The organism is Streptomyces sp. NPDC088745 (assembly GCF_044751045.1).
Lineage (GTDB): Bacteria > Actinomycetota > Actinomycetes > Streptomycetales > Streptomycetaceae > Streptomyces > Streptomyces cremeus.
The window spans coordinates 325,158-347,889 of record NZ_JBIVLB010000004.1 but is presented as its reverse complement, the minus strand read 5'-3'; the positions used below and the strand labels follow the sequence as shown (position 1 = coordinate 347,889).

Below are 22,732 nucleotides of genomic sequence, written 5' to 3'. Positions count from 1 at the left end.
AGGGGAAGGATACGGCGCAGGATCGAGGGAGCCGCCCGCCCGGACAAGGAGCCCCATGCCCAAGAAGGAACGGCACGAGAAGGACCCGCACGAGAAGGACCGGCCGGAGAAGAACCGCCGAGGGAGGGGCCGGCCGGAGCAGGACCGGCAGCAGGCCCGTCCGCAGCCCTCCGTACGGGACAGCCTGCGCGTCCCGCCGGGCTCCCGGGTCTCCCTCGCCTCGTACGCGGCGAACGCCACCCCCGTCGGCCCGCAGGACAAGGCGACGGGAGCGGCCGCCACCGCCCTGCTCGGCGGACCCCTCGCCGACCTGCAAGAACGCCTGTACGCCGCCAGCACCGCGGGCGACAGGCGCCGCCTCCTCCTGGTCCTCCAGGGGATGGACACCAGCGGCAAGGGCGGCACGGTCAAACACGTGATCGGCCTGTTCAACCCGTCCGGCTGCCGCATCCGCGCCTTCAAGGCCCCCACCGAGGAGGAGCGCGCGCACTCCTTCCTCTGGCGGATCGCCAAGGCGCTGCCCGAAGCGGGCGAGATCGGCATCTTCGACCGCTCGCACTACGAGGACGTCCTGATCGGCCGGGTCCGCTCGCTGGCTCCGCTGGAGGAGATCGAGCGCCGCTACGAGCAGATCAACACCTTCGAGGCGTCCCTCGCGGACAGCGGCGTCACCGTCGTCAAGGTCTTCCTGCACATCAGTTACGAGCAGCAGAAACGCCGCCTCCTGGAACGGCTGGACAACCCGGACAAGCACTGGAAGTTCAGCCCCGGCGACATCGAGGAGCGCGCCCTGTGGCCCGCCTACCAGGAGGCGTACGAGATCGCCCTCGCCCGCTGCTCGACCCCCGCCGCCCCCTGGTACCTGGTGCCGGCCGACCGCAAGTGGTACCGCGACTGGGCCGTCAGCAGCCTCCTCCAGGAACACCTCACGGCGCTCGATCCGCGGTTCCCGCCGGCCGGTTTCGACGTGCGGGAGTGCCGCGGGCGGCTGCTCAGCGAAGGGTGAGCACCAGTTCCGGCCGGTCCCAGCGCACGGCCGGCGGGTTCGCCCGGACCGTGCCGACCGGCACCGCCCCCACGCTCCGGTAGAAGCCCTCCGCCGGGGGGTGGGCGACGATCCGCACCTCGGTCAGCCCCGCCTCCCGGGCCCGCCCGGTGAGGTGGCCGAACAGCAGGCGGCCGACGCCCGTGCCCTGCGCGGCGTCGGCGACGAACATCAGGTCGAGCTCGGGCGGGTCCAGGACCAGCGCGTAGAAACCGAGGACCCGTCCGTCCGGCGACTCGGCGACGTACACCTCGTGGTGCTCGATGTAGTCCGGGCCGACCCGGTACCCCTCGACCATCGAGGCGTACGGACCCTCGTAGGCGCGCGAGGTGCGGACGAGGCCGGTGAGGCGCTTGGCGTCCCGAGCGACGGCACGCCGGACGCGGGCGGGCCCTTCCGGCGTCATGTCTGAGATCACTCCGGGAGTATGACCTGCCCGGGGTACGCCGTGCCGCAGCCGTACCCGCTCGTTCTGATCGGCTACTTTCCGTCGGTGACCACTTTTGTACGAAGAATGCTCGCGGCGACTGCTCTGGGCGCGGCTCTCGCCGGATGCGGGACCGGCAGCACCGACGGCGGGACCGGCAGCGACGGCGCCGCGTCCCGCCGGTCGCCCTCCGCGCCCGCACCGTCGACGCCGGCCGCTCCCCCGGCCGCCCCGGCCCCCGCCCCCACGATCGCGGCCGGCCCCGGCGGGCTCACCCCCGTGTTCGAACGGGCGCGCACGAAGGGCGGCGACAAGGTCGTGGCGCTCACCTTCGACGCGGACATGACCGCCGACCAGGGGCCCCGGGCGGCCCTCGGCGAGCACTTCGACAACCCGCGGCTCATCGCGTCACTGCGGAAGTGGAAGGTGCCGTCGACGGTGTTCATGACGGGGCGGTGGGCCGAGGAGTACCCGGACCAGGCACGTTCCATCGGCACCGATCCGCTTTTCGAGATCGCCAACCACTCCTACAGCCACCACGCCTTCTCCTCGCCCTGCTACGGGCTGCCGACGGTCGGGCCGAAGGCCATGAAGGCGGACGTGGACCGGGCGTTCGCCGCGTTCCGCGCGGCGGGGGCGGTCAACGTGGTGCCGTATTTCCGCTTCCCCGGCGGCTGCTACGACGACCGCGCGCTGCGCAGCCTGGCCCCCGCGAAGGTGACGGCGGTGCAGTGGGACGTGGTCAGCGGCGACGCCTTCGCCACCGACGCGGACGCGGTCGCCGAGCAGGTGCTGGCCGGGGTGAGGCCCGGCTCGCTGGTGGTCATGCACTGCACCCGCAGCGCCGCCCCGACGACGGAGAAGGCACTGCGGCGGGTGGTGCCCGAGCTGCGGAAGCGGGGCTACCGCTTCGTCAAGGTCTCGGACCTGATCGCCCGCGGCTAGCCGGCGCACCGCCCGGAACCGGGGCCTGTCGTACGCGTGCCCGCTCAGTCCCGCCGGGAGCTGAGCGCGCACACCGCGGCCCCGACGGCCCCCGTCAGCAGCACCGCCACCGCGAACGGCACCGGCGACAGGACCACCGCCCCCGAGTGCGAGCCGTCGACCAGGGCGTTCACCGCGAGGCGGGCCGGGGAGCCCGCCGTGACCAGGGCGAGCAGCGAGCCGATGGCGGTCAGGGCGATGCTCCAGCCGGTGCCGTGCAGCACCGGGCGGCTGCCGAGCGCGCCCACGGCGGTGCCGAGCAGGGCGCAGGTGAGGACGGCGAGGAGGCCGGCCCCGGCGGCGCTCAGCGGGTTGATCCGTACCTGCCCGTCCGTGTCCGCCCACCTGCTGACCAGCACCACGAAGGCGGTGGCCAGGGCGCCGAGCGCCGCCGCGCAGCCGAACGCGGTGAGCAGCGCCGCGAGGTGTGTCCGGGCGGGCGAGGCGGCGGCCGCGGCGCAGTGCCGGGCGGCGGGCGGCTCGCCCGTGACGCAGAGGCGGGTGAGCCAGGCGGCGACGGGCAGCAGGGCGGCCGCGCCGTAGCCGAGTGAGTCGAGGACCGGCTGCCCGCCCTGGACGCCGACGGCGACGAAGGCCGCGTACAGCAGGACGGGCGCCAGCCAGCGCTGCGACCGGGCGAGCAGGGCGAGTTGGTAGCCCGTGAGGGGGGCGAGGGCGGTCATGCCTGGTTCCGTTCCGGCGCCCGGGCGGGTTCGGGCAGGCGGGCCCGGTCCGCCGGCGGGTGCTCTCGTACGGCCGGGGCGGCGGCCGGGGCCACCGTCTCGACGTGCCAGGGGGGTTGGGCCGCGAGCAGGGTCCGCAGCACTCCGTCGGAGTGCACGGCGGCCACGGTGAGCGCCGTGGTCCCGTCGCCCTCCGGTACGACGAGGGGCGCGCCGGGAAGTGCGGCCGGGAGCACCGCGCCGGGCGGGCCGGCGGCGACGATCCGTACCCGGGGACCCGAATCCGGCTCCGCCGGGCGGTGGTCGACGGCTCGCAGCCCCAGGCCCGCCACCTCGTAGGCGGCGTCCACCGCGCCGGCCAGCCGGCGCGGGTCGTGGTCGACGAAGGCCACGGTCGCCCCGGCGGCGACGCGTTCCGCGACGGCCCGGTCCAGCTCGCCCCGGGCGGCCTCGTCGAGGCCGGTCCACGCCTCGTCCAGGACCAGCAGTCCGGGGGCGGCGAGCAGGGCCTGGGCGACGGCGACCTTCTGCGCGGTGCCCTTGGAGAGTTCGCGGACGCGGGTGCGGGCGTGGCTCGCGGCGCCGAAACGCTCCAGCCACGCCAGCGCCTCCGTGCGGGCCCGCGCCCGCCCCAGGCCGTGGATGCGGCCGAGGTGGACGAGGTAGCCGAGCGCGGTCAGCGGCAGGGCGCCGGGGAAGCGTTCGGGCACGTACGCGACCCGGCGGGGGCGGTCCTCGACGCGTCCCTCGGTGGGCGCGTCGATCCCGGCCAGCACCCGCAACAGGGTCGACTTCCCGGTGCCGTTGGCCCCCCGGAAGCGGACCAGGGAGCCGGGGCGCAGCTCCAGGTCGAGGTCCCGCAGGATCCAGTCGCCGCGCAGCCCGTAGCGCCGTCCCACCCGTACGCATCGCATCCGGGGATCTTCTCAGTTCGCGGTGGGCTTCGTCTGCGTCAACTCGCTCGGCCGGACGATCACGAAGCCCTCGCCCTGGAGGACGAGCTGCACGGCCTCGCCGGAGCCGCCGCGGATCATCGACCCCACGGACTGCGAACGGTGCAGCGAGGTGTTGAGCTGGGCGCTCCAGCCGACCACCGCGTCGGTGTCGACGTACACCGGCATGTTCCCGGTGACGGGGATGACGATGGGGTTGCCGTCGCAGATCACGGCGAGCCTGCCGTAACCGGTGAAGAGGCTGTTGAAGAGGCCGCCGCCGGTCATGCCGGCGCCCTTCACCATCTTGATCTCGTAGCTGAGCGTGGCGTCGAAGCAGAGCACGTTGCGGCCGTTGACGGTGAGGGCGTCGCCCTGGTCCAGGTCGACGATGAAACAGTTCTGCGCCTCGTGGGCGAACCAGGCCTCGCCCTGGCCGCGCACCGCCATCAGCGGCAGGCCCTCGCCGGTCACGGCGCGCTTGAGCATGCCGCCGATGCCCTGGCCCTTGCGCTCGAACTGGAGGTTTCCGCGGTAGGCGATCATGGAGCCCTGGCGGGCGTGCATCTCGCCGTTGACGGCGTACTTCACCGACTTCGCGTTCTGCAGGGTCATGCCGGGGGCGGTCGCCGGCTGGACCATGTTCTCGGAGGCAAAGATCTCGCTCTTCATGCGGCTCATCCTCGCGCGCCGGGTTTTGGTCCGACAAGGAGCCGCACGTCACGCCCTGGCAAACTTGGCCCCATGAGCAGCAACGACACCACCGGCGCGCCGCCCGCGTCCGCCGACGTCCAGTCCGTCTCCGCCGAGCGCGACGCCGCGCCGCAGTTCGTCCTTCCGCTGGTGGCGCACATCGAGAAGACGGATCCGCCGGCCCGCACCGACGCACTGGAGACGGCCGCGCGGGCGGTCCTGACGATCCTGGCCGACGAGCGTTCGCTGGGCGAGGGCGAATGGGCCGCGGCCATGCGGGACTGGCAGGACGCCCGCATCCGCAAGGTGGTGCGGCGGGCGCGCGGCGCGGAGTGGCGCAAGGCGTCCGCGCTGCCCGGGATCACCGTCACGGGCAAGGCGGCGGAGGTACGGGTCTTCCCGCCCGTCCCGCTGGACGGCTGGCCCAAGGAGCTGGCCAAGCTCCAGGTGTCGGGCACCGACCTGGACGACCCGCAGGACCCCGGCGCCCCGGACCCCGGCGTTCCGGTCCTCTGGACGAGCCCGGACCTGGACATGTCGGCGGGCAAGGCGATGGCCCAGGCGGGGCACGGCGCGCAGCTCGCCTGGTGGGACCTCGCGGACGCGGACCGCGCGGCGTGGCGTGCGGCGGGCTTCCCGCTCGCCGTCCGCACGGCCGCCCCCGAGCAGTGGCGGCGGCTGACCGCGTCCGGTCTGCCGGTGGTCCGCGACGCGGGCTTCACGGAGATCGCCCCGGGCTCCGAGACGGTGATCGCGGACCATCCGGCGCTCGGCAGCCGGCCGGCCGGGCAGCACTGACAGCGCCCCCCTCCGCCCCCGCACCACGCTCCCCTGAACGTGTCGGGTGTCTCACACGTACGCACGGATGCCGCCAAACCCCTGAAGGATCAAGGCACTTGGCGGTTGATTCGTTCGCGTACCGCAGCACCACGCACAGCGTCCGGGAGATTCGTCCATGCCCCCCGTCCTCTTCGCCCTGTTGCGCCGGATCAACGGCACCGCGCTCATCGTCACCGCCCTGATCGCCACCCTCGCCGCGCTGGCCTTCCCCATCTGGTCGTACGCCGACCGCTCCGGCACCGGGCAGGCGGACCTCGCGGCGTCCTCCGTGCCCACCAAGTGGGGTCCGCTGTCGGCCGCCGACCGGGACCTGCTGGTCAAGGTGCGCCTCGCCGGGCTGTGGGAGCTGCCCGCCGGGCAGCAGGCCATCGAACGCGCGCCCAGCCAGTCCGTCAAGGCCGCCGGGGACCACCTCGTGGTCGGGCACACCGACCTGGACGCCCGGGTCCGCGCGGTCGCCGCCCGGCTGGGCGTCGAGCTGCCCAACCAGCCGTCCCCCGAACAGCAGGGCTGGCTGCGGGAGTTGTCGGCGGCGAGCGGGACGACGTACGAGCGTCTCTTCGCCAACCTGCTGCGGCGCGCCCACGGCAAGGTGTTCGCCGTCATCGCCCAGGTCCGCCACTCCACCCGCAACGCGCTGGTCCGGCAGCTCGCGGACGCCTCCAACCAGACCGTGCTGGACCACATCACCATGCTGGAGGCGACCGGCCTCGTCGACTTCGACGCGATCGCCAACGAGGCGGCGGGCAACGCCACCGCCGCCCCGACGGGCCCTCCCCCGCCGGTGCCCGGCGTGCCCGTCCCGGTTCCGCCGCCCGCCCGGCCGACCGGCACCCAGACCTTCACCTCGCTGCCGTCCGCGCCGGCGGTCGGCGAGATCGGCAGCCCGGCCGCCCGGCCGTGACGCGCGGGGCGGAACCTCAAATCAACCTCTGAACGTCCCCCCTCGTGGGTTCAGCGCCCCGCGACGGGGCCATGACCCCTGCACGGCACGCACCGAGGGGGACGGTATGGAACGCGAGGACCAGGGACTGAGGCTCGGCGTCGGCATCGGCTGGCGGCCCGAGATCGCCGACACGGTCGAGGCGCTGCCCGGCGTCGACTGGGTGGAGGTGGTCGCGGAGAACATCTGCCCCGGCCACCTCCCCGCCTCCCTGCTGCGGCTGCGCGAGCGCGGCACGAAGGTGATCCCGCACGGCGTGTCGCTGGGCATCGGCGGGGCGGAGCGCCCCGACCCGGACCGCCTCGCGTCCCTGGCCGCGCGCGCCGAGGCGCTGGGCGCGCCGCTGGTCACCGAGCACATCGCGTTCGTACGGGCGGGCGGACGGCTGACCGCGTCCCGGCCCCTGGAGGCCGGGCACCTGCTGCCGATGCCGCGCACCTGGGACGCGCTGCGGGTGCTGTGCGAGAACGTGCGGATCGCCCAGGACCAGTTGCCGGTGCCGCTCGCGCTGGAGAACATCGCGGCCCTGTTCGCCTGGCCGGGCGAGGAGTTGACGGAGGGGCAGTTCCTGGCGGAGCTGGTGGGGCGCACCGGTGTACGGCTGCTCGTCGACGTCGCCAACCTGCACACCAACCGCGTCAACCGGGGCGAGGACCCGGCGCGGGCGCTGGACGAGCTGCCGGTCGAGTCGATCGCGTACGTCCATGTGGCGGGCGGCGTCGAGCGGGACGGCGTGTGGCACGACACGCACGCCCACCCGGTCACGGAACCGGTCCTGGAGGTGCTCGCCGAACTGCGCTCGCGGATCTCGCCGCCCGGAGTCCTGCTGGAGCGCGACGAGAACTTCCCGGAGGCGGCGGAGCTGGCCGGGGAACTGGACCTGATCCGCGGCGTGCTGGACTCTCCGCGGCTGGTGGGCGCGGGAGCCCCGGGCGGCACCCCGTCGAGGGGGACGGCGGCGCGCACCGCCACGCCGGCGCAGGCCCGTACGTCAGCCCGCACCGCCACGTCCGCGCAGGCCCGTACGACAGGCCGCACCGCCACGTCCGCGCGCACCGCACCGGAGAGCACGCCCGCCCGCACCGCTCCGGAGAGCACGGTCGGCTCGCCGGCGCACGGCGGCGAGCGGGCCCGGACCGGCGGTGCTGTCGCGGTGCCCGCGCGGCCCGTGGCGAGCGGCGGCGCGACCGGCGACCCCGCGGCCGAGGCCGCCCGGGGCGGTCTCGCCATCGCGCAGGCCTCCCTGCTGGAAGCCCTCGTCGCCGGCGGGCCCGTGCCCGAGGGGTTCGACGGGCCGCGCATCCGGGTGCAGGCCAGGGCCCTCGTCGCCAAGCGGGCCGGGATCGTCGCCAAGGTGGCGCCCGAGCTGCCGCGCATCCTCGGCGACGGGTTCCGGCCCGCGTTCGTCGCGTACGCCAGGCCGCGCCCGCTGTGCGGCGGATACCGCCGGGACGCCCTGGACTTCGCCGCGCACGCCCTCCTCCACGCGGACCTCGACCCCGCGCGGCGCCGCGAGCTGACGCACTGGTGGCGGGACCGGGCCGACGCCCGGCCGCCGTCCCTCGCCACCCGCCTCGTCCGGGCGGCGGCGGCCCTGGTCGGGAGGTGAGCCGTAGCCGTGGAGAACCCACTCGTTCTGATGTTCGCGGTCCTCGTCACCTGCTGCGCCCTCGGCTCCGGCCTCCGCCTGGCGGCCACCGTGCGCCGGGGGCACCGCCCCGAGGGCGTCGGACCTGGCCGTCTCGACCCCATGGAGGCCGCGTTCCTGATCGGCGGTCCCCTGCGTGCCGTGGACGCCGCCCTGACCGCCCTGCACCAGGACGGCCGGATCAGCGTCGGCGCGCCCGGCGTCGTCGTGGTGCACAGACCGAGGGCCCGTGACACCGTCGAACGCGCCGTGCTCCACGCGTACGGGACCACGGGCGGCGGGGCCCTGCACACCCTGCGCCTGGCGGCCGCCCACCACCCCGCCGTGCAGGAGATCGGCGACAGCCTGGCCGCACGCGGGCTGCTCCTGCCGCCGGACCGGAGCAACCTGTGGTCCGTCTGGGGCCATGTGCAGGCCCTCCTGTGCTGGATCGGGACGGTGTTCACCGTGCCCCTCGCGGTCGTCCTGCTGGTCGTGTCGGACGACGGGACCCCGTTCGTGGACTACGTCCCCTTCGCTGCGCCGACGCTGCCCGCCCTGTTCTTCGGCGTGTTCACCGGCCTCAGGTGGGGCATCCGTGCCAAGCGCCGGGTCACCGATCCGGGCCGGGCCTCGCTGCTCGCCCACCGCGCCGACCCGGCGAACGCCCTGACGCCCGCTCAGCAGGTCGCGCTGGGCGGCCTCGCGGCCGTTCCCGACCCCGGTCTGCGCCACCAGCTCCTCGCGGCGGCCCGCGTCCGCCCGGGGAGGACGCGGGCGCGTTCGGGCTCGCCGGTCCCGTACGTCCCGGCTGTGGCGACGGTCTGGTGCGCCGCCCACGCGCCGGGCAGCGGCAACCCCCGAGCAGGGTGCGGCGGCGGCGCGGGAGGCTGCTCGGGCGGCGGAGGAGGCTGCTCGGGCGGAGGGAGCTGCTCCGGCGGTGGCGGCTGCTCCGGCGGAGGGGGCTGTTCCGGCGGAGGCGGCGGAAGCGGGGGCGACGGCGGAGGAGGAGGAGGTGGCGGCGGAGGCGGCGGGGGCGGTGATTGACCCCCGCGCGCCGCGCGCTCAAACACCCCACCGCACCCCACATCCCCCACGCCCGGTCACGAATCCACAACACCCCGTCGACATCATGGACACGACACAACGGCGGGGTGTTCTCCTCACGTAGAACTCCGCCATGTTCTGGCTCCCGCTCCTCGCCCTCGCCTGGGCCGCCGCCATCGGCTCCTGCACCCGGCTCCTCCGTGCCGCCACCGCCGTGGCGGCCGTGGGCGACCACGCGCCCGACGTCCCGCCGCACGACGGCCCGCTCACGCTGCACGAGACCGCGTTCCTGTGCGGGGGCCCCGACCGGGTGGCCGACCTGACCCTGCTGACCATGCACGCCGACCGGCGCCTGCTGCTCGCCCACACCGGCTGGGCCACCGTCGTCACCCCGCACGGCCACAACGCCCTGGAGCGCGCGGTCATCGCCGCGGCGGGCCCGGAGGGCCGCTCCCGTACGTCAGCGGTACGCGCCGCGGTGGCCGCCGCCGACGCCGTACGGGCCCTGGCCGACCGCCTGACCGCCTCCGGGCTGGCCGTCCCCGCCCCCCTCCGGCAGGCGGAACGGCACGGGGTCCGCGCGGTGCGCGCCGCGAGCGCGCTGATCCTCGCGCTGGGCGCGGCGGCTTCGTTCGCCTTGCCGCAGGAACCCGGCGGGTCCACCCCGGTCGCGCTCTGGTTCTCGCTGCCCCTGCTCCTCACCCTCGGCTGCCTGGCCGTCGCCCGCTTCGAGGTGCGTCCGTACACCCAGTGGGCGTCCACGGCGGGCCGGATCCGGCTGCGTGCCCTGCGGGGCGACGCGCCGGGGGACGACCGCCGCGCCCTGCTCACCGCCGTCGCCGTGTCGGGCGCCCGGGCGATACCCGACCCGCGGCTGCGCACCGCGCTGACAGGGCCGTGAAGCAACGGGGTCAATGAGCCCGACACCGGACACCGGTGCTTTACATAGCCAACTGCCTTGCCAAGTATCCCTTTTGTCCAGCACGCCAGCCGAGCACGACAGCCGCCCCGGGCGCGACGCCCACAGCAGCGGCCGGAACAAGGGATCAGGGATCGCGATGAGAGCACTAGCGCTGTACGGAGCCGCCACCCTCGGCTCCCTGGTCCTGACGGCCCTCGCGGCGGCCCCCACCGGGGCGGCGGGCGGTCCCGGCGGGTCCCCGGAGGCGCGCGGCGTCGCCCTGGCCGCCCAGCGCGCCTCGGACTCCGGGACGTCCTTCGGCCCGTGCCCGGAGTCGGAGCAACTGCCCGAGGCGGTGCGCTGCGCCACCGTCAAGGTCCCCCTCGACTACGCGAAGCCCGGGGGCAGGCAGATCGGACTGACCGTCAGCCGCCTGAAGGCCGGCGGCAAGGACCCGAAGACGAAGAAGCCCGTCGCCCGCCAGGGCGCCCTGGTCTACAACCCGGGCGGCCCGGGCGCCTCCTCCATGTACTTCCCGCTGGTCTCCGGGATGCCGGAGTGGCGGAACATCGCCGCCGCCTACGACCTGGTGGGCTACTCGCCGCGCGGCGTCGCCCGCAGCGCCCCGCTGTCCTGCGCGGACCCCGAGGACTTCGGCCAGGCCCCCACCCAGGCGCCGGTGCACCCTTCGGAGTCGTACAAGAAGGAGCGGATCGCCCGCGCGAAGACGTACGCGAAGGGCTGCGCGCGGAAGGCGGGCGACGCGCTGCGCCATTACCACTCGCTCAACAACGCCCGTGACCTGGAGGTCCTGCGCGCCGCCCTCGGCGAGCCGAAACTCACCTTCATGGGCGCCTCGTACGGAACCTACTTCGGCGCGCTGTACGCGGCCCTCCACCCCTCGCACGTGCGCCGGATGGTGTTCGACTCGGCGGTGAACCCCGATCCCGCGCAGATCTGGTACCGCAACAACCTCGACCAGTCGGCCGCCTTCGAGCGCCGCTGGGAGGACTTCCGCACCTGGGTCGCCAAGCACGACACGACGTACGGGCTGGGCGACACCCCGGAGGCCGTGCAGCACAGCTACGCCAAGGTCCGCGCCGAGCTGGCCCACAGGCCCGCGGGCGGCAGGGTCGGCCCCGGCCAGCTCCAGGCGGCGTACCTGCAGGCGGGCTACTACGACGACGTGTGGGCGATGCGCGCCACCGCCCTGTCCGAGTACCTCAAGGGCAACCCGAAGCCGCTGGTCGACCAGGCGGCTCCCCGCCCCGAGGCGGCCCGGGACAACGAGAACGGCACCGCCGTCTACACGGCCGTGGAGTGCAACGACGCCCCCTGGCCGGGCGACTGGCGGACCTGGGACCGCGACAACACGCGGCTGGCGAAGCGCGCCCCGTTCGAGACCTGGGACAACGCGTGGATGAACCTGCCGTGCGCCTACTGGACCCAGCCCCGGCAGCGGCCGGTGGACGTCCGGGTCGCGAAGGGGGCCCTGCCGCCGACCCTGATCCTGGCCGCCGAACGTGACGCGGCGACCCCGTACCGGGGCGCGCTCGAACTCCAGAAGCGGCTGCCGGGCGCGGCGCTGGTCACGGAGGAGGACGCGGGCACGCACGGCATCGGGGGCGGCGCGAACGCCTGCGTCAACAAACACCTGGAGACGTATCTGCTGACCGGTGCCACACCGGTGCGGCGCGCTGTGTGCGCGCCGCACCGGGAGCCGAACCCGGTGTCGCTGGACGGACGTGCCCTCCCCCTGCGGGGGATTCCGGCCGCCGTCTGATCTTCCGGGCTGGGGCGGTCCCCCTGGTGAATACGCACCAGGGAGACCGCCAAGTCAGGTGTTCCGTACGGAAGCCGACCGTACGGGAAGGGTCAGGCGAGCCCCGCCACGAGGTCCGCCACGCTCTTGCGGCGGCCGGTGTAGAAGGGCACCTCCTCGCGGACATGCATCCGGGCCTCGGAGGCGCGCAGGTGGCGCATCAGGTCGACGATGCGGTACAGCTCGTCGGCCTCGAAGGCGAGCAGCCACTCGTAGTCGCCGAGCGAGAACGAGGCGACGGTGTTGGCGCGCACGTCGGGGTAGCCGCGGGCCATCTTGCCGTGGTCGGCGAGCATGCGGCGACGGTCCTCGTCGGGCAGCAGGTACCAGTCGTACGACCGCACGAACGGGTACACCGAGACGTAGTCGCGCGGGTTCTCGTCGGCGAGGAACGCCGGGATGTGCGACTTGTTGAACTCGGCGGGGCGGTGCAGCGCCATGTTCGACCACACGGGCTCCAGCGCGCGGCCCAGCTTCGTGCGGCGGAAGAGGTTGTACGCGCTCTGGAGCTCGTCCGCGGTCTCGGCGTGCCACCAGATCATGACGTCGGCGTCGGCGCGCAGCCCGGAGAGGTCGTAGGTGCCGCGGACGGTGACGTCCTCGGCGGCGAGCTTGTCGAAGAGCGCCTGGACCTCGTCGGCCCAGCCGTCGCGGTCCTCCGGCAGGACGTCGCGCAGCTTGAAGACGGACCACAGGGTGTAGCGGATGACCTCGTTGAGGTCCTTGGCCTTCTTGCCGGCGTTCGGGGCCTTGCCGCCATTGGCGGGGACCTCGTTCGCGGCGTTCTCCTGAGCAGTCATGAGGCTATTGTCCCGTGCCGCCTGCCGTGCCCTCCACCAGGGTGGGCATGACCAAGATCTCTTCCGCGAGCGCGTCGGCTGCCCGCTGCCCGCTGCCGACGCAGGCGGGGATGCCGACCCCGTCGTACGCGGCCCCGCAGACCCGCAGTCCGGGCAGCCGCCCGACGGCCTCCCGGATGCGGGCGACGCGCGCGAGGTGGCCCACCGGGTACTGCGGCAGTCCCCCGATCCACCGGGTCACCCGGGTCTCGACGGGCCTCGCGGCCAGGCCCGTCGCCGCCCCCAGGTCCTTCAGCGACACGTCCACCAGCTCGGCGTCGTCGCGGTGCAGGTGCTCCTCCTCGCCGTACCGCCCCACCGACGTGCGCAGCACGAACAGGTCGGGGGAACGCTCGCTCACCCACCCCCACTTGCGCGAGGAGAAGGTGGACGCCTTGATGGTGTGCCCGTCCACGGGCGGCACCAGGAACCCGGACCCGGCCGGCAGCACGTCCTCCACCTCCTCGCGGGCGAAGGCCATGGTGACGAGGGCCATGGACGCGTACTCGACCTCCCGGAGCTCGGCGGCGGCGGCCGGCGCGACCTCGGCGAGCAGCGCGGACGCGGACCAGGCGGGAGCGGCGAGGACGACGCCGTCGGCCCGCAGTCCGCCGGTTTCGGTGCGTACGGTCCACTGCCCGTCCGTCCTGGTCAGGGCGAGTACGGGGGTCTCGGTACGGATCTGCCCGCCCCGCGCGCGCACCGCGTCCGCGACGGCTTCGGGAAGGCTGCCGATGCCGCCGTCGATACCCATGAAGACGGGCCCGGTCCGCTGCTGGGCGGCGGCGCGCTCCTGCACCTCGCGGACGCCCTCCAGCAGCGAGGCGTGCGTGCGCGCGGCTTCGAAGAGGGCGGGCACGGCGGCCCGCAGCGAGGTCCGGTAGACGTCCCCGGCGTACACCCCGCCGAGCAGCGGTTCGACGAGCCGGTCGACGACCTCGCGCCCCAGCCGGGCGGCGATGTACTCGCCGATGGCGATGTCCTCCCCGACCTCGGTGCGGGCCAGCGTCCGGTCCTCCGCCACCCGGGAGAGACCCGCGGCGGACAGCACGCCGCCCAGCACGGCCGGGTCGCCCGGCACACCCATGACGTGCCCCCGGGGCATGGGGGTCAGGACGCCCCGGTTCCAGAGGGAGGCGGTGGCGGTGGACGGCGGCTGGAGCCGGTCGCCGAGCCCGACCTCGCGGGCCAGGGCGACGGCCTCGGGCCGGCGGGCCAGCATGGACTCGGCTCCGAGGTCGACCCGGGTCCCGGCGATCTCCCCGGTCTCCAGCTTGCCGCCGAGCCGGTCGGTGGCCTCCAGGAGGGTCACCCGGGCCCCGGCGCCGGTGAGCCGGTGGGCGGCGGCGAGGCCTGCGATGCCGCCTCCGACGACGACGACGTGCGGGGCGCTCGCTCCCGCGTGCGCACCGGTGCTGGGGGGGCTGTCCGTACCGTTCATGTGTCCACTGTCTCAAACGACGCGCCGCGTCCCGACCGTGACCTTCGAGTCCCGACCGTGACCGGTTCGGGGCCGCTTCGGAACCGGGAACCGGCAACCCGCGCCGCCACCCCACACGTCGAACCGGCAACATCCTTCACCACTTCCGGGGGGACCGAGATGCGGGCAACAGTGACGACGGCGGGCGGCAGGACACGGCGGACGTCCATGATCGGGGCGGCGGTGGTGGCGGCGGCGCTCGCGCTCGGCGGCTGCGGGGCGGGCGACGAAGGGGGCCGCTCCGACCACGGCAACGACAAGGCCGCGGCGCCCGAAGCGGCCGCGAAGCAGCCAGGCACGGGGGCGGGGGCCGGGGCGGACGCGGCGAAGCCGGGCGCGCCGTCCGCCGCGCGGCCCACGGCCCCGGTGGCCAGGGCCCACGTGATCCGCACCGCGGAGCTCCACATGGAGGTCAAGAGCACGGTCCGGACGCTGACCGAGGCACGGGCGACCGCCGAGACGGCGGGCGGCTACGTCGGCAACGAGTCGACGGAACGCGACGACGGCGACCACATCCACTCCCGGATCGCCCTGCGCGTTCCGCAGGACAGGTTCTCGGAGACCCTCGCCGCGCTGGAGAAGAAGCCCGGCAAGATCCTCGGCCGCAAGGTGGACGCCAAGGACGTCACCGGCCAGGTGGTGGACCTGGCGAGCCGGATCAAGTCGCAGCGGGTGAGCGTGGCGCGGGTCCAGGAGTTCATGGACCGCGCGACGAAGCTGAGCGACGTGGTCACACTGGAGGCCGAACTCTCCAACCGACAGGCGGAGTTGGAGTCGCTGCTCGCCCGGCAGAACACCCTGGCCGACCAGACCGGCATGAGCACGATCACGCTGGTGCTGACGGAGACGCCGCCGAAGAAGCCCGCCGAGGAGCCGGAGGAGGACGGACCGGGCTTCCTCGACGCCTTGGGCGGCGGCTGGGACGCGTTCCTGACCACGGTCAGGTGGATCGCGGTGGTGGCCGGCGCGGTGGCCCCCTTCGCGGCGGCGCTCGCCCTGCTCTGGCTCCTGTGGCGCAAGGTCCTCGCCCCGCGGGTCCCGCGCAGGGCCGTGGGGAGCGGGCCGTCGGCTCCCGGGGAGGGCGGGGCGCCGGAGGAGGGGTAGCCCGGTCGGGGGGTGGACGGTTCCGCGCGGATGCGTTGCGGCTGGTCGCTCGCGCGCGGCGGAGCCGCACACCCACACGGCCCCGCGCCCCTGCCAGGGGTGCGGGGAACCGCGCGAGCAGCCCGCCACCGGGCCGCGTGGCGGTGCGCTCCGGGTGAAGGGGCGGGGCCGGGGCGTCGCCGCAGGCAACCGGGCCACCGGCCGCACGCCGCAGCCGGGCCGGGCACGGGGCCGCCAGGAAACACCCCGCACCACGCGCGAGGAACCCGCCCGCCACCCTCCGTCAAGGAGAGGCCATAGCGTGTGCTCATGACTTCCACCTCCCCCGAGACCCTGATCGTCATCGGCGGCGACGCCGCCGGCATGTCCGCCGCCTCCCAGGCGCGCCGGCTCAAGAGCCCCGCCGAGCTCAAGATCATCGCCTTCGAGCGCGGACGGTTCACCTCGTACTCCGCCTGCGGCATCCCGTACTGGGTCGGCGGCGACGTCTCCGACCGGGACGACCTGATCGCCCGTACGCCCGAAGAGCACCGGGCCCGCGAGATCGACCTGCGCATGCAGACCGAGGTCGTCGGGATCGACGTGGAGGGCCGCCGGGTGAGGTCCCGCAACCTCAAGACCGGCAACGACGTCTGGACCTCGTACGACAAGCTCGTCATCGCGACCGGCGCGCGCCCGGTGCGCCCGCCGATCCCGGGCATCGACGCCCCGGGCGTCCACGGCGTGCAGAACCTGGGCGACGGCCAGGCCCTCCTGGACACCCTCGCCGGCACCGAGGGCCGCCGCGCGGTCGTGGTCGGCGCGGGGTACATCGGCGTCGAGATGGCCGAGTCCCTGATGAAGCGCGGTTACGAGGTCACCCTCATCAACCGCGGCGAGCAGCCGATGTCCACCCTCGACCCCGACATGGGCGCCCTGGTGCACGAAGCGATGACCGGCATGGGCATCACCGTGGTCTCCGACGCCGAGGTCACCGAGATCCTCACCGGCGCGGACGGCCGGGTGAGCGGCGTGGCCGCCGGCGCGGCCACCTACCCCGCCGACGTGGTGGTCCTGGGCGTCGGCGTCACCCCGGAGACGACGCTCGCGAAGGCCGCGGGCCTCCCCGTCGGCCCCTCCGGCGGCCTGGTCACCGACCTGTCCATGCGGGTGCGCGGCCACGAGGACATCTGGGCGGGCGGCGACTGCGTGGAGGTCCTGGACCTGGTCTCGGGCCGGCTGCGCCACATCCCGCTCGGTACGCACGCCAACAAGCACGGTCAGGTCATCGGCTCCAACGTGGGCGGCGACTACGCCACCTTCCCGGGCGTGGTCGGCACCGCGGTCAGCAAGGTCTGCGACCTGGAGATCGCCCGCACGGGCCTGCGCGAGAAGGACGCCCGCGCGGAGGGCCTCCAGTTCGTGACGGTACGGATCGAGTCGACGAGCCGCGCCGGGTACTACCCCGGGGCGTCCCCGATGACGGTCAAGATGACCGCCGAACGCCGCACCGGCAGGCTGCTCGGCGTCCAGATCGTCGGCCGCGAGGGCGCGGCCAAGCGGGTGGACATCGCGGCGGTCGCCCTCACCGCGAACATGACGGTCGACCGGATGACCGCCCTGGACCTGGGGTACGCCCCGCCCTTCTCGCCGGTCTGGGACCCGGTCCTGGTGGCGGCCCGCAAGGCGGTGGCGGCGGTGCGCAGGGCGCGGGGATAGCGCCTGGGAGGGGCGGACCGTACATCCGGGGCGGTCCGCCCCTCCTCCCGAGGTCTGCGCGCCGTAGACCATCGGCGGATGCCCGCGAGGACCCGCGCCGGGCCAGAGTGCGACCGGTAGGACACCGGACCACGGGAGGCACCATGCGCGACGCGGAACTCAGCAGAGCGGCGTTCCTGACCGGCACGGCGGCGGCCGCGCTCACGGCGGCGACGGGCCCGGCCCCGGCCGCCGGACGCGGCGCCGCGCCGCGGACGCGCGGACGCCCCGGCCTGACCCACCACGGCGTCGGCTACGAGATCGAGGACGGCGAGCACCCGGAGACCGGCTGGCACGCCGACCGGATGCGCCGCGACCTGCGGGTCATCGCCGACCGCCTGCACGCGAGCTCGGTCTCCCTGTTCGGCACGGGCATCGACCGCCTCGCCGCCACGGCGGCCGAGGCCGCCGAACGCGGCCTGCACCTGTGGCTCCAGCCCCGGCTCGCCGACGCCCCGCACGCGGACATCCTCGACCACCTCGCCGAGACCGGCCGGGTCGCGGAGCGCCTGCGCCGCCAGGGCGCACGGGTCGAACTCAGCGTGGGCTGCGAGTTCGTCCTCTTCGTGCCCGGCATCGCGCCGGGGGCCGACGCCGTCGAACGGATCAAGAACCTCACCGAGGGGAACTTCGACCCGGTGCGACTGGCGCGCGGGCTGAGCGAGTTCATCGCCCGCGCGGCGAGCACGGGCCGGTCGGTCTTCCGGGGCCCGCTGACGTACGGCGCCGCGCACGAGGACGACGTCGACTGGCGCCTCTTCGACGTGGTCGGCGTCAACTACTACGGACACCACCGCCGACGCTCCGGATACGTCAAGGACCTGACGCGCCATCAGAAGTGGGGCAAGCCCGTGGCCGTCACGGAGTTCGGCACCTGCACCTTCGAGGGCGCACCGGAGAAGGGCGGCATGGGCTGGGACGCCGTGGACCACACCAAGGACCCGCCGGAGATCGTCGGCGGCCCGGTCCGCAGCGAACGCGCCCAGGCCGCGTACCTCGCCGACGTGCTCGACGTCTTCGAGTCACTGAACCTGTACGCCGCGCAGGCCTACCAGTTCGTGGCGCCGGACGCCCCGCACCGCCCGCACGATCCGCGGCACGACCTGGACCTGGCGTCCTACGCCCTGGTCAAGCCGCTCTGGAAGAGGCAGGACCGGCCGACGGCGGCCTGGCACTGGGAGCCGAAGGAGTCCTTCCACACCCTGGCCCGGCACTACGGCCGGGCCGGGGAACGCCGGTCCTAGCGCGCGGTCCGGGTGTGGACGTACTCGACGAGCCGGGACAGCGCGTCCGGGTCCATCGACGGCAGCACCCCGTGCCCGAGGTTGAAGACGTGCCCCTCCAGGTCCTTCGCTGCCGCCAGCACCTCGTCCGTCTTGGCCATGACGGCCTCGGGACCGGCGAACAGGACGGCCGGGTCCAGGTTGCCCTGGAGCGCCTTGCCGGGGCCGACCCGGCGGGCCGCCTCGTCCAGCGGCACCCGCCAGTCGACGCCCACCACGTCCGCACCGGCCTGCCCCATCAGCCCCAGCAGCTCGCCGGTGCCCACGCCGAAGTGGATGCGCGGCACGCCGTAGGGGGCGACGGCCTCGAAGACCTTCGCGGAGGCGGGCATCACGGACTTCACGTAGTCGGCCGGGGACAGCGCCCCCACCCAGGAGTCGAAGAGCTGGACCGCCGAGGCGCCGGCCTCGATCTGGACCTTGAGGAAGTCGCCGGTGATGTGCGCGAGGCGGTCCACGAGGTCGGCCCAGAGCTGCGGGTCGCCGTACATCATGGCCTTGGTGTTCTCGTGGTTGCGGGACGGGCCGCCCTCCACGAGGTAGCTCGCGAGGGTGAACGGCGCGCCCGCGAAGCCGATCAGCGGGGTCCCGCCGAGCTCCTCCACCAGCATCCCGACCGCCTCGGTGACGTACCAGACGTCCTCGGGGGTCAGGTCGCGCAGCCGGTCCAGGTCGGCCCTGGTGCGGATCGGGTCGGCGACGACCGGGCCGACTCCGGGCTTGATGTCCAGGTCGACGCCGATGGCCTTGAGCGGGACGACGATGTCGCTGAAGTAGATCGCCGCGTCCACCTGGTGGCGGCGCACGGGCTGGAGGGTGATCTCCTTGACCAGCTCCGGCATCATGCACGAGTCGAGCATCGGGATGCCCTCGCGCACCTTCAGGTACTCGGGCAGCGAGCGCCCCGCCTGCCGCATGAACCACACCGGCGTGTGCGGCACCTCTTCGCGCCTGCACGCCTTCAGGAAGGCCGAGTCGTACGTCTTGCTCTGCGGGCGGCCCGTGGGGGCTTCGTTGGCACTCACGTACCAAATCTTCGCACGCGCGCGGAAGCACTCGCCCCGGGCCGGGTGTCCCTCCCGCCGTAGGGGCCGCCTTCCGCCTACCCTTCCCCGCATGGCTCCGGCTCAGGGACGATTTTCAGATGACGCGCACGGTCACTCGCATGGCAGCAACGACAGGGACGGCATGGAGGAGAACACCGCCCCGCTCCCCTTCCGCCAGGCGGTGGACGCGCTGCGCGCCGCCCGGCTGCGTCCCGAGGTGGAGATCGACCCGACGAAGCCCCCCAAACGGCTCGCCCCGTACGCGTACGCGCTGGAGGCGGCGGTGGTCGACGGCGATGAGGACCTGGCCGACGGCCGTCTCGTCCTGCTCCACGACCCGGCCGGGCACGACGCCTGGCAGGGCACTTTCCGCCTGGTGACCCTGCTGCGGGCGGAGCTGGAGCCGGAGATGGCCGCCGATCCGCTCCTGCCGGAGGTCTGCTGGTCCTGGCTGACGGGCGCGATGGACGCCCGCAACCTGTCGTACGGAGAGGCCAGCGGCACGGTCACCCGGGCCGGTTCGCACTACTTCGGGGGCCTCTCGGACCGCAGGCCCGCCACCCAGATCGAGATCCGGGCCTCCTGGACCCCGCGCGAGGGACTCGGCGGGGTGCCGGACACGGCGTCCTATCTGGCGGCCTGGTGCGATCTGCTGTGCCAGGTCGCCGGTCTGCCCCCGGCGCCGGTGAACGGTCCCGAGACCGGCCTCTCGGGCCTGCCGGGCGTGGTGTCACTGCCGCAGCGGCGCGGCCCGCAACTGCCCTGACCTGGGGTGACGACCCGTCAGCCGGTCCGCGGCGGCTTCTGCGGCGGTGCGCTGACGGGGCGTTCGGGAGTCGCTCCCACCGGGGGCCCTCTCGATCGCCCGTCCGAATTGCCCGAAATGTTACTCATCAATTCGTGATCTTTCCCTAAAGCCGGGCGGGGTTGCTGCCGAAGGAGTCATTGACCCTTCCAGCACGGTTCGCCCCGGCTTGACCCCCATCAGGCCGGTGCCTTCCGCCACTCTTCCGGAGGCCTGGTGTCCGTTCTCCTTGAGCAGCCCGCAAGCATTGGCGCCTACCGGCCGAACAAGCCGACCGCCATGGTCGTCGTGGCCGATCCGCGCGTACGCTCCACCGTCACCCGCCACCTGTGGGCCCTCGGGGTACGTGACGTCATCGAGGCGTCCTCCATCGCCGAGGCCCGGCCGCGCGTCGGCCACCCCCGCGACATCTGCGTCGCCGACGTCCACCTGCCCGACGGCTCGGGTCTGACCCTGCTGTCGGAGACCCGTGCCGCGGGCTGGCCCAACGGGCTCGCCCTGTCCGCCGCCGACGACATCGGCGCCGTGCGCAACGCCCTCGCGGGCGGTGTGAAGGGCTACGTCGTCACCGGCACCCGCAACAACATCGGCCAGCACCCCGGCCGCCCCGGGGCCGCCCCCATCGGCGCCGCAGCCGCCCGTATGCACCGCCGCCCCCCGGGCGCCCCGAGCCACCCGGGCGGCTACCGCGAACTCTCCGGCCGTGAGGTCGAAGTACTGAGACTCGTCGCGGAGGGCCAGTCCAACAAGGCCATCGGCGTCTCGATGGGCCTGTCCGCCCTCACCGTCAAGAGCCACCTGGCGCGCATCGCCCGCAAGCTGGGCACCGGCGACCGGGCGGGCATGGTGGCGGTGGCCCTCCGCACCGGCATCATCCACTGACCTCTCCCCCGTCCCTTCCCCCCCTCCCCCCTTCCCCTCCCTCCCCCTCCTTCCCGTCCTTTCCCTGCGTCTCTCGTTCTCCCGGTCACGGCCGTGCCCGCGGGTCTTCCGCCCCGGGCGTCCTCGCCGGGTGAACCTCCGGGTTCCCGGCGGACCCGGTGACCCCGCGGCACCGGAGCCCGGCGGCGGAACGTTCCGCCGCCGGGCTCTTCCGTACGCTCGGGCGTCGTGCCGCTGTCATACCCCTATACCCTTGACAGGTGACCGACGCCCAAGAGACCGCAGCAGAAGCAGACCTGCGAACCACCGGGGGCGGCCCCCCGGACGACGTCGAACCGGCGCCGATCCCACTGTTGGAGCCACGGGAGGGCATCCCGCCCGTCGTGGCGACGCAGGAGGCCCTCGACGAAGTGATCGCGGCATTCGCCGCCGGAACCGGCCCCGTCGCCGTCGACGCCGAGCGCGCGTCCGGCTACCGGTACGGCCAGCGGGCCTACCTCGTCCAGTTGCGCCGCGAGGGCGCGGGCAGCGCGCTGATCGACCCGGTCGGCTGCCCCGACCTCTCCGGCCTCGGCGACGCGATCGCCGACGCGGAGTGGGTCCTGCACGCGGCGACCCAGGACCTCCCCTGCCTGCGCGAAATAGGCATGATCCCCACCCGGATCTTCGACACGGAGCTGGCGGGCCGCCTCGCGGGCATCCCCCGCGTGGGCCTCGGCGCGATCGTCGAGAACCTGCTCGGGTACGCCCTGGAGAAGGGCCACTCCGCCGTCGACTGGTCCACCCGCCCCCTCCCCGAGCCGTGGCTGCGCTACGCCGCGCTGGACGTCGAGCTCCTCGTGGACCTGCGGGACGCCCTGGAGAAGGAGCTGGACCGGCAGGGCAAGCTGGACTGGGCGCTCCAGGAGTTCCGCGCCATCGCCGAGGCCCCGCCCGCGCCGCCGCGCAAGGACCCCTGGCGGCGCACGTCCGGGATGCACAAGGTGCGCGGCCGCCGCCGCCTCGCGGTCGTGCGGGAACTGTGGAACACCCGCGACACGATCGCCCAGCGCCGTGACGTCTCCCCCGGCAAGGTCCTCAGCGACGCCGCGATCGTCGAGGCGTCCCTCGCGGTGCCCCTGAACGCGAACGCGCTCGCCGCGCTCCCCGGCTTCGGCCACCGGATGGGCCGCCGTCAGCTCGAACAGTGGCAGGCGGCCATCGACCGGGCCAAGGCGCTCCCCGACGTCGAGCTCCCGCAGCCGGGCCAGGCGGTGGCGGGCCCTCCGCCGCCGCGGTCCTGGGCCGACAAGGACCCGGCCGCGGCGGCCCGCCTCTCGGCGGCGCGGGCCGCGGTCTCGGCGCTGGCCGAGGAGCTCAACATGCCGCAGGAGAACCTGATCACGCCGGACACGGTGCGCAGGGTCTGCTGGGAGCCGCCGAAGCCGGCGACGCCGGAGCAGGTGGCCGGGACGCTGGCCTCGTACGGGGCGCGCCCCTGGCAGGTCGAGCTGGTCACCCCGCTGCTGGTGGCGGCCCTGGCGGCGGAGCCGGCGCCGCAGGCGTGAGCGCGCGGCGCTCCCGCAGGCGGTACGGGTGAGCGGGGCCCCCGGTCCCCCCGGACCGGGGGTCC

At 74.4% G+C, this 22,732-nt stretch carries 21 protein-coding genes; 14 read left to right on the top strand and 7 right to left on the bottom strand.

Annotation, left to right across the window (positions count from 1 at the left end; all coding sequences use genetic code 11):
- The first annotated feature begins 55 nt into the window (after window positions 1-55).
- Window positions 56-1,006, top strand: a complete 951-nt coding sequence (locus ACIP93_RS14370) for a PPK2 family polyphosphate kinase (RefSeq protein ID WP_401758453.1) — start codon at window positions 56-58, stop codon at window positions 1,004-1,006.
- Here the strand turns inward: ACIP93_RS14370 and ACIP93_RS14365 are convergent.
- Window positions 993-1,451, bottom strand: a complete 459-nt coding sequence (locus ACIP93_RS14365; protein ID WP_401758855.1) for a GNAT family N-acetyltransferase — start codon at window positions 1,449-1,451, stop codon at window positions 993-995. The genes ACIP93_RS14370 and ACIP93_RS14365 overlap by 14 nt on opposite strands.
- 108 nt (window positions 1,452-1,559) lie before the next feature.
- Between ACIP93_RS14365 and ACIP93_RS14360 the strand changes: the two genes are divergently transcribed.
- Window positions 1,560-2,417, top strand: a complete 858-nt coding sequence (locus tag ACIP93_RS14360; protein ID WP_401758852.1) for a polysaccharide deacetylase family protein — start codon at window positions 1,560-1,562, stop codon at window positions 2,415-2,417.
- A gap of 44 nt (window positions 2,418-2,461) precedes the next feature.
- Here the strand turns inward: ACIP93_RS14360 and ACIP93_RS14355 are convergent, their stop codons facing one another.
- The 3 genes from ACIP93_RS14355 to ACIP93_RS14345 are packed head-to-tail and all read right to left on the bottom strand — an operon-like array spanning window position 2,462 to window position 4,743.
- Entirely contained in the window at window positions 2,462-3,139 is a 678-nt protein-coding gene (locus tag ACIP93_RS14355) for an ABC transporter (protein ID WP_401758450.1), read from the bottom strand.
- Complete coding sequence (locus ACIP93_RS14350) at window positions 3,136-4,053, bottom strand: ATP-binding cassette domain-containing protein (RefSeq protein ID WP_401758447.1); 918 nt, start codon at window positions 4,051-4,053, stop codon at window positions 3,136-3,138. The genes ACIP93_RS14355 and ACIP93_RS14350 overlap by 4 nt, the downstream gene beginning before the upstream one ends.
- Before the next feature lie 12 nt (window positions 4,054-4,065).
- Window positions 4,066-4,743, bottom strand: a complete 678-nt coding sequence (locus ACIP93_RS14345) for an AIM24 family protein (RefSeq protein ID WP_401758444.1) — start codon at window positions 4,741-4,743, stop codon at window positions 4,066-4,068.
- A gap of 72 nt (window positions 4,744-4,815) precedes the next feature.
- Here ACIP93_RS14345 and ACIP93_RS14340 point away from each other — a divergent pair, with 72 nt between their 5' ends.
- The 6 genes from ACIP93_RS14340 to ACIP93_RS14315 all read left to right on the top strand — a co-directional run bounded on the left by ACIP93_RS14340 (window position 4,816) and on the right by ACIP93_RS14315 (window position 11,905).
- Window positions 4,816-5,562, top strand: coding sequence for a peptidyl-tRNA hydrolase (locus tag ACIP93_RS14340; protein WP_401758441.1), 747 nt, complete (start codon window positions 4,816-4,818; stop codon window positions 5,560-5,562).
- A gap of 181 nt (window positions 5,563-5,743) precedes the next feature.
- Window positions 5,744-6,508: a DUF4142 domain-containing protein gene (locus ACIP93_RS14335; protein WP_401758849.1), complete on the top strand. Its 765-nt coding sequence runs from the start codon at window positions 5,744-5,746 to the stop codon at window positions 6,506-6,508.
- A gap of 106 nt (window positions 6,509-6,614) precedes the next feature.
- Window positions 6,615-8,156: a DUF692 family multinuclear iron-containing protein gene (locus ACIP93_RS14330; protein WP_401758439.1), complete on the top strand. Its 1,542-nt coding sequence runs from the start codon at window positions 6,615-6,617 to the stop codon at window positions 8,154-8,156.
- Between the two features lie 9 nt (window positions 8,157-8,165).
- Entirely contained in the window at window positions 8,166-9,221 is a 1,056-nt protein-coding gene (locus tag ACIP93_RS14325; RefSeq protein ID WP_401758436.1) for a TIGR04222 domain-containing membrane protein, read from the top strand.
- A gap of 133 nt (window positions 9,222-9,354) precedes the next feature.
- Entirely contained in the window at window positions 9,355-10,122 is a 768-nt protein-coding gene (locus ACIP93_RS14320; protein WP_401758433.1) for a TIGR04222 domain-containing membrane protein, read from the top strand.
- A gap of 157 nt (window positions 10,123-10,279) precedes the next feature.
- Entirely contained in the window at window positions 10,280-11,905 is a 1,626-nt protein-coding gene (locus tag ACIP93_RS14315; protein ID WP_401758431.1) for an alpha/beta hydrolase, read from the top strand.
- A gap of 92 nt (window positions 11,906-11,997) precedes the next feature.
- Here ACIP93_RS14315 and hemQ read toward each other — a convergent pair whose 3' ends face one another.
- Together hemQ and hemG are read right to left on the bottom strand one after the other, a co-directional pair.
- A complete protein-coding gene (hemQ, locus tag ACIP93_RS14310) occupies window positions 11,998-12,744 on the bottom strand; it encodes a hydrogen peroxide-dependent heme synthase (protein WP_345217673.1) in 747 nt (248 codons plus the stop codon).
- Window positions 12,745-12,748: 4 nt separating this feature from the next.
- Window positions 12,749-14,224 (bottom strand): protoporphyrinogen oxidase, encoded by a 1,476-nt coding sequence (gene hemG, locus ACIP93_RS14305; protein ID WP_401758427.1) that lies wholly within the window; start codon window positions 14,222-14,224, stop codon window positions 12,749-12,751.
- A gap of 159 nt (window positions 14,225-14,383) precedes the next feature.
- Between hemG and ACIP93_RS14300 the strand changes: the two genes are divergently transcribed.
- From ACIP93_RS14300 to ACIP93_RS14290, 3 genes are all read left to right on the top strand, one after another.
- Window positions 14,384-15,367, top strand: coding sequence for a DUF4349 domain-containing protein (locus ACIP93_RS14300; protein ID WP_401758424.1), 984 nt, complete (start codon window positions 14,384-14,386; stop codon window positions 15,365-15,367).
- A gap of 309 nt (window positions 15,368-15,676) precedes the next feature.
- Window positions 15,677-17,065 (top strand): FAD-dependent oxidoreductase, encoded by a 1,389-nt coding sequence (locus tag ACIP93_RS14295; protein WP_401758421.1) that lies wholly within the window; start codon window positions 15,677-15,679, stop codon window positions 17,063-17,065.
- 143 nt (window positions 17,066-17,208) lie between these two features.
- Complete coding sequence (locus ACIP93_RS14290; protein ID WP_401758418.1) at window positions 17,209-18,348, top strand: abortive phage infection protein; 1,140 nt, start codon at window positions 17,209-17,211, stop codon at window positions 18,346-18,348.
- On the opposite strand, the gene hemE is transcribed toward ACIP93_RS14290, so the two are convergent.
- On the bottom strand, window positions 18,345-19,412 hold the full coding sequence (gene hemE, locus ACIP93_RS14285; RefSeq protein WP_345217663.1) for a uroporphyrinogen decarboxylase: 1,068 nt from the start codon (window positions 19,410-19,412) through the stop codon (window positions 18,345-18,347). The genes ACIP93_RS14290 and hemE overlap by 4 nt on opposite strands.
- A gap of 91 nt (window positions 19,413-19,503) precedes the next feature.
- Here hemE and ACIP93_RS14280 point away from each other — a divergent pair, with 91 nt between their 5' ends.
- From ACIP93_RS14280 to ACIP93_RS14270, 3 genes are all read left to right on the top strand, one after another.
- A complete protein-coding gene (locus tag ACIP93_RS14280; RefSeq protein ID WP_345217661.1) occupies window positions 19,504-20,199 on the top strand; it encodes a DUF3000 domain-containing protein in 696 nt (231 codons plus the stop codon).
- Window positions 20,200-20,454: 255 nt separating this feature from the next.
- Window positions 20,455-21,120: a response regulator transcription factor gene (locus ACIP93_RS14275; protein WP_345217659.1), complete on the top strand. Its 666-nt coding sequence runs from the start codon at window positions 20,455-20,457 to the stop codon at window positions 21,118-21,120.
- 260 nt (window positions 21,121-21,380) lie between these two features.
- Window positions 21,381-22,667 carry a ribonuclease D gene (locus ACIP93_RS14270; RefSeq protein WP_345217657.1) on the top strand — a complete coding sequence of 429 codons (1,287 nt, stop codon included), beginning with the start codon at window positions 21,381-21,383 and terminating at the stop codon, window positions 22,665-22,667.
- Window positions 22,668-22,732 lie beyond the last annotated feature (65 nt).

Bases quoted from the DNA above. Each gene is read 5' to 3' on its own strand.
- ACIP93_RS14345 (WP_401758444.1), bottom strand. From the start codon at position 4,743: ATGAAGAGCGAGATCTTTGCCTCCGAGAACATGGTCCAGCCGGCGACC.
- ACIP93_RS14355 (WP_401758450.1), bottom strand. From the start codon at position 3,139: ATGACCGCCCTCGCCCCCCTCACGGGCTACCAACTCGCCCTGCTCGCC.
- hemQ (WP_345217673.1), bottom strand. From the start codon at position 12,744: ATGACTGCTCAGGAGAACGCCGCGAACGAGGTCCCCGCCAATGGCGGC.
- ACIP93_RS14300 (WP_401758424.1), top strand. From the start codon at position 14,384: ATGCGGGCAACAGTGACGACGGCGGGCGGCAGGACACGGCGGACGTCC.
- ACIP93_RS14320 (WP_401758433.1), top strand. From the start codon at position 9,355: ATGTTCTGGCTCCCGCTCCTCGCCCTCGCCTGGGCCGCCGCCATCGGC.
- ACIP93_RS14340 (WP_401758441.1), top strand. From the start codon at position 4,816: ATGAGCAGCAACGACACCACCGGCGCGCCGCCCGCGTCCGCCGACGTC.
- hemG (WP_401758427.1), bottom strand. From the start codon at position 14,224: ATGAACGGTACGGACAGCCCCCCCAGCACCGGTGCGCACGCGGGAGCG.
- ACIP93_RS14365 (WP_401758855.1), bottom strand. From the start codon at position 1,451: ATGACGCCGGAAGGGCCCGCCCGCGTCCGGCGTGCCGTCGCTCGGGAC.
- ACIP93_RS14315 (WP_401758431.1), top strand. From the start codon at position 10,280: ATGAGAGCACTAGCGCTGTACGGAGCCGCCACCCTCGGCTCCCTGGTC.
- ACIP93_RS14330 (WP_401758439.1), top strand. From the start codon at position 6,615: ATGGAACGCGAGGACCAGGGACTGAGGCTCGGCGTCGGCATCGGCTGG.
- ACIP93_RS14280 (WP_345217661.1), top strand. From the start codon at position 19,504: ATGGCTCCGGCTCAGGGACGATTTTCAGATGACGCGCACGGTCACTCG.
- ACIP93_RS14370 (WP_401758453.1), top strand. From the start codon at position 56: ATGCCCAAGAAGGAACGGCACGAGAAGGACCCGCACGAGAAGGACCGG.
- ACIP93_RS14290 (WP_401758418.1), top strand. From the start codon at position 17,209: ATGCGCGACGCGGAACTCAGCAGAGCGGCGTTCCTGACCGGCACGGCG.
- ACIP93_RS14295 (WP_401758421.1), top strand. From the start codon at position 15,677: ATGACTTCCACCTCCCCCGAGACCCTGATCGTCATCGGCGGCGACGCC.
- ACIP93_RS14350 (WP_401758447.1), bottom strand. From the start codon at position 4,053: ATGCGATGCGTACGGGTGGGACGGCGCTACGGGCTGCGCGGCGACTGG.
- ACIP93_RS14360 (WP_401758852.1), top strand. From the start codon at position 1,560: ATGCTCGCGGCGACTGCTCTGGGCGCGGCTCTCGCCGGATGCGGGACC.